The sequence below is a fragment of the Flavobacterium alvei genome (assembly GCF_002920895.1).
Lineage (GTDB): Bacteria > Bacteroidota > Bacteroidia > Flavobacteriales > Flavobacteriaceae > Flavobacterium > Flavobacterium alvei.
Map to the genome: position 1 here is coordinate 256,270 of NZ_PQVG01000007.1, position 15,289 is coordinate 271,558.

At 34.4% G+C, this 15,289-nt stretch carries 12 protein-coding genes; 8 read left to right on the top strand and 4 right to left on the bottom strand.

Features of this window, described 5'->3' with window-relative positions; genetic code table 11:
* The first annotated feature begins 78 nt into the window (after window positions 1–78).
* The 3 genes from cdd to C3L50_RS13500 all read left to right on the top strand — a co-directional run bounded on the left by cdd (window position 79) and on the right by C3L50_RS13500 (window position 3,339).
* Window positions 79–561 (top strand): cytidine deaminase, encoded by a 483-nt coding sequence (gene cdd / locus C3L50_RS13490; RefSeq protein ID WP_103806724.1) that lies wholly within the window; start codon window positions 79–81, stop codon window positions 559–561.
* 146 nt (window positions 562–707) lie between these two features.
* The gene (gene pdhA / locus C3L50_RS13495; protein WP_103806703.1) at window positions 708–1,706 is read left to right on the top strand and encodes a pyruvate dehydrogenase (acetyl-transferring) E1 component subunit alpha; all 999 of its coding nucleotides are present in this window, start codon (window positions 708–710) and stop codon (window positions 1,704–1,706) included.
* A gap of 7 nt (window positions 1,707–1,713) precedes the next feature.
* Window positions 1,714–3,339 carry a dihydrolipoamide acetyltransferase family protein gene (locus C3L50_RS13500; protein ID WP_103806704.1) on the top strand — a complete coding sequence of 542 codons (1,626 nt, stop codon included), beginning with the start codon at window positions 1,714–1,716 and terminating at the stop codon, window positions 3,337–3,339.
* 59 nt (window positions 3,340–3,398) lie between these two features.
* Here C3L50_RS13500 and C3L50_RS13505 read toward each other — a convergent pair whose 3' ends face one another.
* Both C3L50_RS13505 and C3L50_RS13510 read right to left on the bottom strand, forming a co-directional pair.
* Window positions 3,399–5,957 carry a DEAD/DEAH box helicase family protein gene (locus C3L50_RS13505; protein WP_103806705.1) on the bottom strand — a complete coding sequence of 853 codons (2,559 nt, stop codon included), beginning with the start codon at window positions 5,955–5,957 and terminating at the stop codon, window positions 3,399–3,401.
* A 5-nt stretch (window positions 5,958–5,962) separates the two neighbouring features.
* Window positions 5,963–7,888: a site-specific DNA-methyltransferase gene (locus tag C3L50_RS13510; protein ID WP_103806706.1), complete on the bottom strand. Its 1,926-nt coding sequence runs from the start codon at window positions 7,886–7,888 to the stop codon at window positions 5,963–5,965.
* A 97-nt stretch (window positions 7,889–7,985) separates the two neighbouring features.
* Between C3L50_RS13510 and C3L50_RS13515 the strand changes: the two genes are divergently transcribed.
* The 3 genes from C3L50_RS13515 (at window position 7,986) to C3L50_RS13525 (ending at window position 8,852) form a co-directional block, all read left to right on the top strand.
* Window positions 7,986–8,237, top strand: coding sequence for a helix-turn-helix domain-containing protein (locus C3L50_RS13515; RefSeq protein WP_103806707.1), 252 nt, complete (start codon window positions 7,986–7,988; stop codon window positions 8,235–8,237).
* A 130-nt stretch (window positions 8,238–8,367) separates the two neighbouring features.
* Complete coding sequence (locus C3L50_RS13520) at window positions 8,368–8,589, top strand: DUF2683 family protein (RefSeq protein WP_103806708.1); 222 nt, start codon at window positions 8,368–8,370, stop codon at window positions 8,587–8,589.
* Window positions 8,571–8,852 carry a Txe/YoeB family addiction module toxin gene (locus tag C3L50_RS13525; protein WP_103806709.1) on the top strand — a complete coding sequence of 94 codons (282 nt, stop codon included), beginning with the start codon at window positions 8,571–8,573 and terminating at the stop codon, window positions 8,850–8,852. The genes C3L50_RS13520 and C3L50_RS13525 overlap by 19 nt, the downstream gene beginning before the upstream one ends.
* A gap of 5 nt (window positions 8,853–8,857) precedes the next feature.
* Here the strand turns inward: C3L50_RS13525 and C3L50_RS13530 are convergent, their stop codons facing one another.
* Entirely contained in the window at window positions 8,858–10,108 is a 1,251-nt protein-coding gene (locus C3L50_RS13530) for a glycosyltransferase (RefSeq protein WP_103806710.1), read from the bottom strand.
* A 260-nt stretch (window positions 10,109–10,368) separates the two neighbouring features.
* On the opposite strand from C3L50_RS13530, the gene miaE reads away from it, so the two are divergent.
* Window positions 10,369–10,950 carry a tRNA-(ms[2]io[6]A)-hydroxylase gene (gene miaE / locus C3L50_RS13535; protein WP_103806711.1) on the top strand — a complete coding sequence of 194 codons (582 nt, stop codon included), beginning with the start codon at window positions 10,369–10,371 and terminating at the stop codon, window positions 10,948–10,950.
* A 53-nt stretch (window positions 10,951–11,003) separates the two neighbouring features.
* Entirely contained in the window at window positions 11,004–13,760 is a 2,757-nt protein-coding gene (locus C3L50_RS13540; RefSeq protein WP_103806712.1) for an AsmA family protein, read from the top strand.
* Here the strand turns inward: C3L50_RS13540 and C3L50_RS13545 are convergent, their stop codons facing one another.
* Window positions 13,761–15,101, bottom strand: coding sequence for an MATE family efflux transporter (locus C3L50_RS13545; protein WP_103806713.1), 1,341 nt, complete (start codon window positions 15,099–15,101; stop codon window positions 13,761–13,763).
* Window positions 15,102–15,289 lie beyond the last annotated feature (188 nt).

Consider the following 15,289-nt stretch of genomic DNA (forward strand, 5'->3'; position numbering starts at 1 on the left):
TACAGAATAATTTATTTTAAAACTGAATAGTTATTTGCGAGTTCCATCTGACCGTTGAAAATCAATATAAACAAACAGATGAAAGACATTATTATTTCAACCCGATTTTCAGTCTTTGAAACCGTTCAGGAATTACCTAGCGACATTCAGAACCTAATGAAACAAGCCATCGAAGTAAGAAAAAATGCCTATGCTCCTTATTCAAAATTTAGAGTTGGTGCTGCACTTTTATTAGATAATGGACAAATAGTTTTAGGTTCAAACCAAGAAAATGCAGCCTATCCATCTGGACTTTGTGCAGAACGTGTTGCCGTTTTTCAGGCAGGTGCCGTTTATCCTGACGCAAAAATATTGAAAATGGCCATAACAGCGGCTTCCGATACCAATCAAACAACCGATCCAATTCCACCTTGTGGTTCCTGCAGACAATCTATAGCCGAATACGAAATCAAACAAAACACTCCAATAGAAATTTATTTTATGGGCGAAATTGGTGTTATTTACAAATCAGATTCGCTTAAAAACCTGCTGCCGCTTCTATTTGACAAAAGCTTCTTGTAAAAAAAACTTAAAAATTAGGTTTTAAATTTTACTTCTTCCGTATAATGTCCTATTTTTGCAGCTTGTAATTTTGGAGAAGCAAACCCGTTGCGTTATCGATTACATTTTTTAATAAAACAAAATAACTAGCAAAATAAACAATTCAAATGAAAGAAGTTACAAAAGAAGTTTATTTAAAGTGGTACGAAGACATGCTACTTTGGAGAAAGTTTGAAGACAAACTTGCAGCATTGTACATTCAACAAAAAATTAGAGGATTTCTACATTTATATAATGGTCAAGAAGCCGTATTAGCTGGTGCCTTACACGCTATGGACTTGACAAAAGACAAAATGATTACTGCATACAGAAACCACGTTCAGCCAATCGGAATGGGTGTTGACCCAAGAAGAGTAATGGCAGAATTGATGGGAAAAGCTACAGGAACTTCCAAAGGAATGGGTGGCTCTATGCACATTTTCTCTAAAGAACACGGTTTTTATGGTGGACACGGAATCGTTGGAGGGCAAATACCTCTAGGAGCTGGAATTGCATTTGGAGACAAATACAACAATACAGGCGGAGTTACATTGACTTACTTTGGTGATGGTGCCTCCCGTCAAGGTTCACTTCACGAAGCCTTCAATATGGCAATGCTTTGGAATCTTCCAGTGGTATTTATCGTTGAAAACAACGGTTATGCTATGGGGACTTCTGTAGAAAGAACTGCAAACCATCCAGATATTTGGAAATTGGGTTTAGGTTACGAAATGCCGTGTGGACCAGTTGATGGAATGAACCCAGTGAAAGTTGCAGAAGCTATGAGCGAAGCCATTGAAAGAGCAAGAAACAACGGAGGACCAACTTTCCTTGAAATGAAAACATACCGTTACAGAGGCCACTCTATGTCTGACGCACAATTGTACCGTTCGAAAGAGGAAGTGGAAGAATACAAAAAAATTGACCCGATTACTCAAGTTTTGGATGTAATCAAAGATCAAAAATATGCTACCGATGCCGAAATCGAGGTTATCGACCAAAGAGTGAAAGATTTAGTTGAAGAATGCGTGAAATTCTCCGAAGAATCTCCTTTCCCAGAAATTCAACAATTATACGACGTAGTTTACGCTCAAGAAAACTACCCATTCACACCTCATAAATTATAAATCAATTATGGCAACAATAATTACAATGCCCCGTTTGAGCGATACAATGACAGAAGGAACGGTAGCAACTTGGTTAAAAAAAGTAGGAGACAAAGTAAGCGAAGGCGATATGCTAGCTGAAATTGAAACCGACAAAGCAACAATGGAATTTGAATCTTTCAACGAAGGAACTCTTTTATACATTGGAATTAAAGAAGGAGAAACCGCTCCAATTGACTCTTTATTAGCTATTATCGGAAACGAAGGCGAAGATATTTCTGCTTTAATTAGCGGAGCAGCAGCTCCAAAAGCCGAAGCTCCAGTTGAAGCTAAAAAAGAAGAAGCAGCTGCTCCTGCAGCAGCAACTACAGCAGCTTTACCAGCAGGAGTTGTGGTAGTAACAATGCCTCGTTTGAGCGACACCATGACCGAAGGAACAGTAGCTACTTGGTTGAAAAAAGTAGGCGACAAAGTATCTGAAGGTGATATGCTTGCCGAAATCGAAACCGACAAAGCAACAATGGAATTTGAATCCTTCAACGAAGGAACTTTATTATACATCGGAATTAAAGAAGGTGAATCAGCACCAATCGATAGTTTATTAGCAATTATAGGACCAGCAGGAACAGACGTTAGTAGTATTGTTGCTAGCGGAGGAACCGCTCCTGTAGCCGCTCCAGTTGAAGAAACGAAAGCTGCTCCAGCCGCACAAACCGCAGCACCAGTTGTTCAAGAAGCAGCTGCTAACGGACAAAGAATTTTGGCTTCGCCATTAGCAAAGAAAATTGCCAGCGAAAAAGGAATTCAATTACACCAAGTAAAAGGTTCTGGAGAAAACGGACGCATCACCAAAAGTGATGTGGAGAACTTTACGCCTCAAGCTACTGCTGCTCCAGCCGCTACCACAAGCGCTGCTCCAGCTAAATCAGAAGCCGCTGCACCTGTTGCAAAACCTTACGTTCCAGCAGGACAAATTGCTACAGAAGAGATTAAAAACTCTACAATGCGTAAAATCATTGCCAAACGTTTGGCTGAATCTTTGTTTACTGCACCACATTACAATTTGGTAATCGAGGTAACTATGGACGAAGCAATGAAATCAAGAGCAGTCATTAACAGCGTTCCAGATACCAAAGTATCTTTCAACGATATGGTGATTAAAGCTTCTGCATTGGCTTTGAAAAAACATCCAAAAATCAATTCACAATGGTCTGCTGATGCAATAACCATCAACTATCACGTGAATATTGGTGTTGCCGTTGCTGTCGAAGATGGATTGGTAGTTCCAGTATTGCCATTTACTGATGGTATGAGTTTATCTCAAATTGGAACAAGCGTAAGAGACCTTGCAGGAAGAGCCAAAAACAAAAAATTATTGCCTACCGAAATGGAAGGAAGCACTTTCACGATTTCAAACCTTGGAATGTTTGGAATTACCGAATTCAACTCCATCATCAACCAACCCAATTCTGCCATCCTATCCGTAGGAGCGATTGTGGAAAAACCAGTGGTAAAAAATGGACAAATCGTGGTAGGAAACACAATGATGCTTTCATTGGCTTGCGATCACAGAACTATCGACGGTGCAACCGGAGCACAGTTCTTGCAAACTTTGAAACAATACATCGAAAACCCAGTGACGATGTTAGCGTAATAGATTTTTACTTTATCATAATAAGAATCCCGTTTTGAAGTATCAAAACGGGATTTTTTTTAATTCAAAACTTGCTCCAACGATTTTTTAAATTCGTTTTCGTTCTCATTATTATAAAAGGGAACACCCGTAATTAGGTATTTATCTGTATTAATTTTTATAGTTTTTTCTTCAGATTTTATTTCCTTTAAAAAATCTTCTTTCCATTTATCGTGACTTAACAAATGATTCCCTTTAGGTTCAATGAAAACTTGATAGATCATTTCCTTTTCTTTTTTCTGTTTGCAGAATAAAATAAAATCAGGCTCAAATGCTCTTCCGAGTTTATCAATAATTTTAATTTCTCTTTCGTTACGGATTAAATAAATGTCTTTAAATTTCTGTCCAATATTTTCAAATCGAGTAGCGAACATTTTTACAAATGCTTTCTCTTCACTTGTTCCATAGTTAGCATTGTAAACATACCAAGGCTCATTTACCACAAGCGCTTCTTGTCCGTCACTTCGTTCACTGTCTTTGTAAACTTTGATCTCCTTATCTTTGAAAACCTTGTGAACGTACTCTTTTATGTAGCTAGAGCCTTCAAATTCAGTTAAATTCGTTTTTATTTCCGATTCAATGTTTTGCAAAAGTCCCTGAATAGCAAGCAAATAATCATTATTAGTTATGTCTGCAAGTCTTGACGTCGAACCATTAAAAGTAATTTCTAAACTTCCTAAATAGTCAGTACTTTCAACGAAGCTGGAAAGAGAACCAACATTTGGAAAATACCTTTCCAAACTATCAAAATAAAAGAATGGATTTTGCGCCAAAGCATAACGAATAATATGTTTTGGAATAATGGAAAGTTTGATGTCTCGACTTTCAATTTTGTCGACTATCGTTTCCTCTTCTACTCTAAAAACACCTGACATTTTGCCAATTCCAGAAGACAAAGTAAAAACAAAGTTTTTCCTTGAAACTCCAAAGTCAGCAAAAGATTTTACGTTATCATAACTTTTTTCAACTCTTTTATTGAAAACAACTTGACCTGTTTTGTAAAATTCTGTTTCCTTAAAATCTAATTTTAATGTAAGTTGTTTTGTGACCAACTTATCTTCATCCTCATAAATTCCAGATTCAACAAGTGCTTTCTTCAACTCCGAAATATATCGGCTATCCTCTTTGGTGTGATAATACAATTCCTCCAATATTTTCAAATCGTTGGCTTGATCATCATCATATTTTCTTGTGTATTTGTCTTGTCCTGATTCTAAGGCAAAAGGGAAATATCTTGCACCTCTACCAATTAATTGAGCTTCTGAAAGTGTAGTTGCTCCAACGGTTGTATTTGTTCCTCCTGTATTTTGTCCTTCGTATAAACGAACAATATCAAACAAATTCAAAACGTCCCAACCTTCGTTTAATTTTTGAACAGCAAAAACGGCTCGGATTGGATTATTTTCATCTTCCAATGTATTTAAAAGCAATTGATTTTTCTCTGCTTCATCATCATTGTTAGCACTAATACAATTTTCAAAACGAAAGTTAGATTTTATTCTTCTTGCAATTTCTGCTGATAAAATATTTTTTGAGTCAAAGAAATTAAATGCTTTTTGAACAACCGAAACCGTTGCAGTATTTCTTATTTGGTCAACCAATTGAGCTGACATTAAATCAATAAGGTTGTGGAAGTTTACTTTATTTTGTTCAGATTCCTTGATTGTCTTTTTAGCCTTGAATAGAATTACAGGCTTCAAATTAATATTATGAGCTGTTGCCAACTCTTGACGGTATAAATTTAAAATCAAGGCTTGTAAGATGCGCTCTTTTTCATCATACAAAGACCGCACAAGATTGATTTCTTTGGAGTATTTGTCAATCCTGAATTGGGTAAGGTCATATTTGAATAGTACTTTGTCTTGATACTTCTTTAAAATTTCGGCATTGTCGTAGTCAAGCGTAGCGGTAAATTCTAAAAGTATATTGTCGAAATTCTGTTTTAGAATTTCGATAACAGTTCCCTCCCAACTACCAAATAAATCGCCTTTGCTTTTTGTTGCTGAACTTAAATGATGTGCTTCATCAGCAATTAACACCATTTTTTTATCTATAAAATCTTCATAAGTAACACTATTTTCTTTAGTGTTATTTAAATCAATGTGCAACTGCTGAATAGTTGTAAATTTGATATTGATGTTCTTATCATCCGCACTTTCAAAAGTGTCCGTTTCCTTAATGTAAACCTCTTTTCCGTCAATAACTATTTTGTCGTTGAACAAGTATTTTGAAGCTTGAGGATTCAAAAAATTGTCTTTCGTTTTCTTGATAATGTTGTTTGAGTTTACGAAAAACAAAAAATTGCGATATCCTTTTTCATATAAGTAAAGCATCAAACCTGCCATTACTAATGTTTTTCCGCTTCCTGTTGCCATATTATACAACAAGTGAAAAGGCTTTTTAGGTTTGGCTTCAAAATCTTCAGTGTGGCAAAGAATGTAACGCTGAAACGATTCTATTTGATAAGGTCGCTGACCAAATCCAGGTTTAAGATTGTCGGTTATGTAATTTGGAACAGGAACACGGGCAATTTCTCTCTTACCAAACTCCTGTACCAATGTGTCGTATAAAAAACCCATTGTGCTTATTTTTTAAGTTGGTAAAAATCTTGTGTTATTTTCTTTTCTTCTGCTGAAACCGCAAAGTCTTTATCATTCAATGAAGAAAGGTTTACATACAATTGGTTTTTGTCTAATAACTCAATTAGATGTTCTTTTTGCTCGGATAATGTTAACGCCTTAAAATCTTCAATGTGTTGTTCTTGCTTTTGCAAATCCACATTGTAATTGAGGAAAGATTTTAATTTCATCTCTTCCCAAATTTTCAATACTGATTTTGTGTCTTTAGCAGATTCTATTTGCTCAATAAAGTTCTGGTTGTATTTCTTTAGTTCCAGGTAAATAAATTCACCACCACCTTTCCAGTTAACAGATTTTGATATACCGCCTTGTTCACCCCCAATTACTTTTTTCAACCTTTCAACGGCTACATCTTCAATGTAGTCCATTTGTTCAATTCCAATGTATTGCCTGTTTAATTTGTGAGCAGTAGCAGCGGTTGTTCCACTTCCTAAATGATAATCAAGAACAATATCATTTTCTTTAGTTACAGCTTTGATAAGAAACGCAATAAGCGTTTCAGGTTTTGGATATGAATTGAATTTAAGTTTTAATGCATCAATATGTTTTTTAGAATCTTCATTTGTTTCAATCCCAATAGCCTTAGATAAATATACATCATCAATCAATTTATCAGGAGCCATATTAGAGGCAATTTCTCTCTGGTACCTAATTGAAAATTTGTTTGACTTAATTAAAAAATATGTTCCATTTTTTACTTCGTTATCCAAGAAAGATTGTTGCCACTTGAAACGTCCTTTGAGTTTTATAGAATTCTTGTTTTTACCATTTTCAACTGTTAACTCGTTTAGTAATTCAACTTTATCATAGTTGTCTTTTTCATAAACTCCGTCTGCAATTCTAAATTCAATTATACTAGGTTTGAACTCTAAAGTAGTTATTGGGTTTCCGCTATTTAACAAAGGTGCATCATCATTATCACTGTCTCTGCCAACATAGCCTTTTGTAGTATCAATTATCTTTTCGTAACAGTGGATAAACTCTATATTCTTCCTTGTCTTTTTTGATAAAGCGGGAGCATTATCGGTATTCTTCCAAATAAATGTTTCAACAAAATTTTGAGAATTGAATACATCATCCATCAAGATTTTCAAATAGGCTTGCTCGTGGTCATCACATTGAATGAAAATTGTTCCGTTGTTTGCCAATAAATCTCTTGCAACAACTAACCTGTTACGCATAAACGTAAGCCAAGTGCTTTCATTGAATCTGTCATTGTATTGAAAACTGTCGCTTCCAGTGTTATATGGTGGGTCTAAATAAATGAAATTTACTTTACCCAAAAACTCTTCTTTTAATGTGTGTAACGCCAAAAGGTTATTCCCTTTTACTATTAAGTTGTCTGTAATTAAACCTTCTTCGTTTCTATTGAACTTATCAAGTGGTTTTTCTCCTTTTCCAGTTATACGTTTGGCATTGGTTAAAACTTTTGGTTCAAGTAATTGGGTAATTTCGTCTTGTGCCAGAGTTTCATTAAAAAATATTTCTTCTCGTTTGTCTTCTTCTCGGCTTTGTCCACCTTCTAAAACGCAGTCCTTAAAAGGCCAGACTAGCACCACTTCGTTTCGTTGCTTCAAATATTTACCGTCAATGTTTAAACCTACTTTGTTTTTGTACGCTGTATAGCTGTCGTTCAAATAGTTCTTTTGTTCCAAAAACTGCACAAATAAAGATTGGTTGAAAACCAAAACACCCGCAACTGGCTTAAAATATCTTTTTTTAAGTTCTTCGTTTTCAAGTAAAAGTTCTAATAATTCGGCATCGTAGTTTTGTGCCTTACTAATAACAACCCATTTTTTAAGATTACCTTCATCAGTAACAAAATTAGGCTCAGTTTTCAATACTGTTTCGAGCGTAGTGTAAAGTTTCATTTAATTAATTTTTTCAAATATAATTAAATAATCAGTTGTAAACAATCTGATTTATACAATCCTATTTATTTAATCAGACGAAAGTAACTTTCCAAGTATGGAAAAAAGAGTTCGGAAATCGGAAATGAGTCAAGAAATTATCCTTTTAGGGAAACGTATTGAGGGAATTATCAAAGAAAAAGGATTAAAAACCAGAGAAGTAGCTCACGATGCTAATATGGATGTAGAAAATCTAAGAAAATATATTAAAGGAAAACAAGAAATGAAGGTTAGTACTATGCTTAAAATTGCTTCTGCATTGGATATAGAAGCATCAGAATTAATCAAAGATTTAAAAATAAATAAATAAGTCATACATTTACAATCCTTTAACAAATAATATTCAACTATTTCTTTATATTTACCTATGTTTAGACGAATAAATAACGACAAAATTAGAAATCCTTTTTTTGTATATTTGTTTTGTAATACTTATTCTTATGACAACAATCACTTTAAAAATAGACGAGAGAACCAAAAAAGGCAAAGCATTTTTAGCACTTGCTAAAGTTTTTTATGACGAAAAAAATGAGATTGAACTTGTTGACGAAAAAAACAAAAGCCCCTATAATCCTGAATTTGTTGCTAAAATAAATAAAGCAAGAAATGAAAAAGGTCGTGTTATGAATTCTGCTGAGGAGTTATGGAAAAGTATAAAGTAATTATCAATCCAACAGCTGAAAAGGATTTTTCAAAACACAAAAAAGCAGGAAATGCTGCAACAATAAAAAAGATTTTGACAATTCTTAACGAATTAAAAGAACATCCTTACACTGGCGAAGGTCAGCCAGAAGAATTAAAATTTGATTTAAAAGGACTTTGGTCAAGACGAATAAACAAAAAAGACCGACTTATTTACGAAGTAAAAGAAGAGATTGTAACCGTGTTCGTAATTTCTGCAATGGGACATTATTTCGATAAATAATTTTCCTATTCACCTTTCCTATTCTTCTCCTCAATCCATCGCGACATATATTTAGTGCTGGTCAAAGTGTGATGTTGCAATAGTGAACCCATAAAATTATGCAATCGGTGTTGTTTTAAATGAGTTTGAATTTTTAAAATATGCTTAACAAAATCATCTTTAAACAAGGATATTAAATAACGTTTTTCTATAATTTCAAAACCGTTTTCTTGGGCTTTTAGCCAAAGGGTTTTGTCTTGATACAATTCCACCGCTTTAGCGGCAAAAACTTGGACATCATCAGCAATAAATCCATTCCAAAGTAATTCGCCACACATTGATTCGGCTCCAATAGTTGTCGTTATGCTTGGTGTTCCGCATTGCATTGCTTCTACCAATTTTCCTTTTATACCTGCGCCAAAACGTAACGGAGCTAAAACTATTCGAGCATTTTTCACCACTTCTTGAGCATTTTCGGCACGTCCTTTTACTAAAAAACCTTCCTTGACATTATTCAATTGCACTACTTTTTGCGAAGGATAAGCACCATAAACATTCAAAACAGCTTCCGGCATTTGCTTTCTGATGAGTGGCCAAATCGTTTCTTTCAGGTATTGAACCGCATTCCAATTGGGTTCGTGAAGAAAGTTTCCAATGAAAACAAAGTCATTTCGTTCTTCGAAAGTTGGCAAATTTTGGATAGTTGAATCTTCAATAGGCTCCAACAGCAAAGGTAAATAATACAACAAATTGGAATCGATTTTGAAAACCGTTTGCAACAATTCCATTTCATATTCGGCAATCATCAAGGACATATCACAACGCAAAATGCTGGCAATTTCTCTTTTGGCAACGTCTTCCACCAATAAATCGTCTGTTGAAAACGATCGCTTTTCCTTGAATGCTTTTTGACGAGCCAAACGCAAACAATGCAAATCTTCAGTATCCAATAATCTTAAAGCATTGGGACAATTTTCGGCAACACGCCAGCCAAATTGTTCTTCGATCATAAAACGATCAAACAAGACAATAGTTGGATTTAATTTCTTTACAAAAACATCAAAACTGGAACAATTCAAAGCAATCGATTTTTTGGTAACGCCAAGCGATTCCAAGTCCACCATAAAATCGCTATCCATTGCAGGACTGGCAAAAGTAACTTCAAAACCTTGCTTTTTAAAAATGGAAATCAACTGCACCATCCTTCCTCCTGCTGCCGAAGAATTGGGCTCTGGCCAAACAAAACCAATAATTAAAACGTGCTGATTTGCATTCATATATTTTATTTATAATAGGTATTTTCGCTTAGCTGACTAAACTAAAAATGGCACACGGATAACGCAGATGGAACGGATAAAAACGGATTTTTTTAATTTTATCAGTGATAATCTGCTAGAATCCGTTTCATCTGTGTTCCAATTTTAGCATTTAGATAGTCCTTTTTACGACACAAAATAAGGGAAATAATCCCAAAATCAATCCGTTATAGCATAAATAAAAACTGTATTTTTGTAAATAATTTTCATAAGCAGAAAAAATGTTAGGATTAAAATTAGTTACCGACCCAAAATGGGTAAACATCGTAGAATCGAACATCGAAGAAATCTTGACCGATCACGCTTGGTGCGAACAAAAAGCAGCAACCAACATCATCACTATAATTACTTACAATTCGGAACACGAAGAATTGGTTACGGATTTATTGGAAATTGCCAAAGAAGAAATCGAGCATTTTCAGTTGGTACACAACATCATCAAAGAACGTGGACTAAAATTGGGAAGAGAAAGAAAAGATCATTATGTGAACGAACTTTTCAAATTTATGAAAAAAGATGGCAGCCGTAACGATGCTTTTGTGGATAGATTGCTTTTCTCGGCAATGATTGAAGCCAGAAGCTGCGAGCGTTTCAAGGTATTATCTCAAAATATTGAAGATAAAGAATTGGCCGAATTTTACCGAAAATTAATGATTAGCGAAGCAGGACATTACACCACTTTTCTAGCATTCGCCAGAAAATATTCAGAGAAAGCTGACGTTGATAAACGCTGGGCAGAATGGTTAGATTTTGAAGGCAAACTAATTACAAACTACGGAAAAAGCGAAACCGTTCACGGATAAAATCTCAGCATATAAAGACACTGTAAATAGTTATAACATCAGAAAATTAAAATATGGATGCTACAAAAGTAAAATCAATTTTGGTTAAAACGGCAAAATATATCGGGATAAGTCTTGCGGTAGTTTTGGCTCTGATGTTTGTCACTCCTTTAATTTTTTCAGACAAAATAAAAGATGAAATCAAAAAAACGGCTAATGAAAGACTAGCTGGAGAAATGAATTATTCGGATGTTAATGTTTCATTTTTCAAACATTTTCCGTCATTGACCTTAACTTTAAATGATTTTAAACTCAATGGTTCGGCTCCATTTCAAAAAGAACATTTAATAAATTCAAAAGAAGTTTCTTTTGGGATTAATGTGTACAGTTTAGTTTTTGGGAAATCCATAAAAATTGATGAAATTTATTTATCTAATGCAGCAATAAACATCAAAGTTAACAAAGAAGGATTAGCCAATTACAACGTTTACATCGCCGAAAAAGATGAGGAAGTCAATAAAGAAGACGAGGAATCGGCAGCTATAAAATTGGATCATATCGAAATCATAAACAGTCAAATGACTTATGACGATCAATCGACTCAAGTTCATTTTGATGCATTTGGTTTTAATTATCTCGGAAAAGGAGATTTGAGTGAAGACATTTTCGATTTATATTCAAAAGCAAAAATTGACAAACTCAATGTACTCTATGCCAATGAGCAGTATTTAATGAACAAAAAAGTAGATGCGGATTTAATTACCAAAATAAACGTCAACTCACTTTCTTTTGTTTTCGAACAAAATGATTTGATGATTAACCAACTTCCGGTAGATTTCAAAGGAAAATTCGACTTCATCAAAGACGGTTACAATATGGATTTCATCCTAAAAACAACCAATAGCAATCTGAAAGATTTATTCACGGCATTCCCGCCAAAATACATTACTTGGCTTAGTAAAACCGAATTGAATGGCAAAACAGATTTTCTTCTTACCTTAAAAGGAAAATACATTGAATCGAAAGCAATTGCGCCAGACTTGAATTTGGATTTAAAAATAAGAGATGGATTTGTCAATTATAACAAAAGTGCTTTTCCGGTTTCGAACCTGAATTTGGATTTGTCAACAAGCTTGCCTTCATTAAAACCAGAACTTTTAATTGTCAATGCTAAAAATCTTGCCTTAAATATAAATCAGGATTATATCAAATCTAAATTTCTTGTAAAAGGAATGGAAACGCCTGAAATAGATGCAACTTTCAATTCCAAAATCGATTTAGAAAAACTCAATAAAGCACTAGGAATTCCAGATTTAGAACTCAAAGGAGTGCTTGTTGGGAATGGAAATGCCAAAGGAAAATATGATACGAAGAATAAAATTTTCCCGATTACGGATGCCAATATCAACCTGAAAAGTGGTTATATCAAAACCCAATATTACCCCAATCCAATTACCAATATCAACATTCTCACCACAATAAAAAACCAAAAAGGAACATTCAACGATTTGAAAATAACCCTAAAACCTGCTGAATTTACCTTTGAAGGGAAACCTGTTTTTGTAGAAGCTAATTTAGAAAATTTTGATGATCTCAACTATGATGTGAAAGCAAAAGGAACGCTTGACATCAGCAAAATATACAAAGTTTTCTCCCAAAAAGGACTCGATGTAGATGGTTCAATAAAAGCCGATTTAGCTTTGAAAGGAAAACAAAGCGATGCCGAAAAAGGAAATTATAGCAAACTGAACAACAAAGGAACATTAGAATTAAGAAACATTTTAATCGCTTCAGAATACCTCCCAAAGAAATTCCTCATCAAAGAAGGCATCTTCAAAATCAATCAGGACAAAATGACTTTCAATAATTTCTTGGCAGCCTATGGACAATCTGATTTTAGAATGAATGGTTATTTGCAAAATGTAATCAACTTTGCTACCACGAATACTGGAGTATTGCGAGGTTCATTCAAGCTAAATTCCACCTACATCAATGCCGATGAATTTATGTCGGAAACTGAAGTTGCTTCAACAAATACAACAAATTCAGAAACAAAACCAGCAGCAACAAAAGTAGAAACGGGAGTCATTATAATTCCATCTAACTTGGATTTAAAATTTCAAGCCAATGCCAATAAAATCAACTTCAACGAATTGGCACTTAAAGATGCTAAAGGAAATATGATTGTAAAAAAAGGCATCTTGACAATGCAAAATACTGGCTTCAATTTGATAGGTTGTACAGTCAATATGAATGCAAAATACCAAGCAAGCACTCCTAAAAAAGCAAATTTTGAATACGATATAAAAGCTTCTGATTTTGACATCAAAAAGGCATACAACGAAATAAAAATGTTCAGAGAAATGGCAAGTGCTGCCGAAAAAGCATCAGGAACAGTTTCGTTAGAATACAAACTCAAAGGAAGATTGAATGCTAATATGGAACCCGTTTATCCTTCATTAGTTGGAAATGGCGTTGTATCAGTTAAAGACATTAAATTACACGGAATGAAAATGTTTAGTGCTGTAGCCAAAAAAACCAATAACGACGGCATTAAAAATCCTGAACTATCTAAAGTTGAAGTCAAGAGTTCTATTAAAAACAACATCATTACTTTGGAAAGATTCAAGTTTAAATTTGCAGGATTTCGACCAAGAATTGAAGGAACAACAAGTTTGGATGGAAAATTAAACATCAAAATGAGATTGGGTTTACCTCCATTAGGAATCCTTGGAATTCCGATGGTAATCACAGGAAATAAGGATAATCCAAAAGTAAAAATAGGTCGAAAATCAGATGATTTAGAAGAAACGAAAGATTCGGAAGAGTAATTATAACTTTACCTTTTTCCACGTTTTAGTCAAAACTGGAATTTGATAGCCTAACATAAAAATCCAACCTATCAAACACGCCAAGGCAATTCCTTTGACCCCAAAATAAGAAGCGATTAAATAAGCGGCTGACACCCTAACAACAATTTGCACCAAAGTGGCATTGAGCGTTATTTTCATTTTGCCAAGGCCTCGAAAGTACCCTTGAAATATATTGGTTATTCCTGGTAATAAATAAAGAAAAGCCATTAGCTGCAAATACTGAATTCCTGCTTCAACCACTTCGGATGCTCCATTTCCCATAAATAAAATCATTATTTCTTTGGCAAATACAAATACAATAACGGTCATAATCAAACTGTAAATTACCTCAAGCTTAACACCAACCCAAAATCCTTTTCGAATACGACTAAAATTTCCTTTTCCTTTATTCTGTGCCAAGAATCCAGTAATCCCGTGGCTGATATTTTGCTGAACAATCATCACAAAGTCGTCCACTCTGGTAACGGCATTAAAAGCTGCAATAGCAAAAACTCCTAGGGGATTCACTGCACCTTGAACCAGAAGTTTACCCAAATGCAAAGTGATTTGTTGGGTAGCGGTTACAAAACTATATCCTACTATAACACGTAGCAAATCACGATCCAAAATAAACTCATTATTCTTAAATCGTAAAAAAGGGACTTTAAATCGAACATACAATACACAGAAAAGAGCCGCTGCTGCTTCTGCAATAACGGTTGCCCAAGCAGCGCCTTCGATACCTTGTTCCCAAACGGCAACAAAAAGTAAATCCAACACAATATTAAGAACTGCAGATGCACCTAAAAAATAAAGAGAAACTTTAGAATTGCCCATACTCCGAAGCGTAGAGGCGTAAATATTGTAGATGAAAGTAAAAACAAGACCAATAAAAATGATTTGCAAATAAGACGTAGCATCATCAATAATTTCAGACGGCGTATTCATCAAAGTAAGTATTGAATGAGAAAAAAAGAATCCTAAAATCACGATAAATAGTGTAAAGAGACCTCCCGAAATTAGAGAAGTAGAAATCACTTTTTTCAAGCTCGCTAAATCGCTATTGCCAAAAAAGTTGCCCATCAATACAGACATTCCCAAACAAATCCCAACAATCAAAAAGAGCATAATATTCATCACCGGACTTGCTGCTCCCAAGGCAGCCAAAGCGTGAGCACCTATAAAACGTCCAACAATTACGGAATCAGCGGCATTGTAAGTGAGAAGAAAAAAATTACCAATAATCAGTGGCAAGGTAAAATGAATAATCTGAGGAGTAATCACTCCTCTAGTCAAATCTACAACATTTTTATTATTCATTTTGCCTATAAACTAAATTAAAATAGTCAACAATTATATCAATAAATTTAATCCTATTTTTTTATTTTAAACTTGTTTTGCATAAAAAAACAAGAATTATTTCAAAACCATTATAAAACAAAAAACCCTTCATCGATAGATGAAGGGTTTTAAAAGAATCTGAAACAAGTTCAGATTAAAGAAAGGCG

What these genes read in the sequence shown, in the direction of transcription:
- cdd (WP_103806724.1), top strand. Translation starts at nt 79, where the DNA reads ATGAAAGACATTATTATTTCAACCCGATTTTCAGTCTTTGAAACCGTT.
- pdhA (WP_103806703.1), top strand. Translation starts at nt 708, where the DNA reads ATGAAAGAAGTTACAAAAGAAGTTTATTTAAAGTGGTACGAAGACATG.
- C3L50_RS13500 (WP_103806704.1), top strand. Translation starts at nt 1,714, where the DNA reads ATGGCAACAATAATTACAATGCCCCGTTTGAGCGATACAATGACAGAA.
- C3L50_RS13505 (WP_103806705.1), bottom strand. Translation starts at nt 5,957, where the DNA reads ATGGGTTTTTTATACGACACATTGGTACAGGAGTTTGGTAAGAGAGAA.
- C3L50_RS13510 (WP_103806706.1), bottom strand. Translation starts at nt 7,888, where the DNA reads ATGAAACTTTACACTACGCTCGAAACAGTATTGAAAACTGAGCCTAAT.
- C3L50_RS13515 (WP_103806707.1), top strand. Translation starts at nt 7,986, where the DNA reads ATGGAAAAAAGAGTTCGGAAATCGGAAATGAGTCAAGAAATTATCCTT.
- C3L50_RS13520 (WP_103806708.1), top strand. Translation starts at nt 8,368, where the DNA reads ATGACAACAATCACTTTAAAAATAGACGAGAGAACCAAAAAAGGCAAA.
- C3L50_RS13525 (WP_103806709.1), top strand. Translation starts at nt 8,571, where the DNA reads ATGGAAAAGTATAAAGTAATTATCAATCCAACAGCTGAAAAGGATTTT.
- C3L50_RS13530 (WP_103806710.1), bottom strand. Translation starts at nt 10,108, where the DNA reads ATGAATGCAAATCAGCACGTTTTAATTATTGGTTTTGTTTGGCCAGAG.
- miaE (WP_103806711.1), top strand. Translation starts at nt 10,369, where the DNA reads ATGTTAGGATTAAAATTAGTTACCGACCCAAAATGGGTAAACATCGTA.
- C3L50_RS13540 (WP_103806712.1), top strand. Translation starts at nt 11,004, where the DNA reads ATGGATGCTACAAAAGTAAAATCAATTTTGGTTAAAACGGCAAAATAT.
- C3L50_RS13545 (WP_103806713.1), bottom strand. Translation starts at nt 15,101, where the DNA reads ATGAATAATAAAAATGTTGTAGATTTGACTAGAGGAGTGATTACTCCT.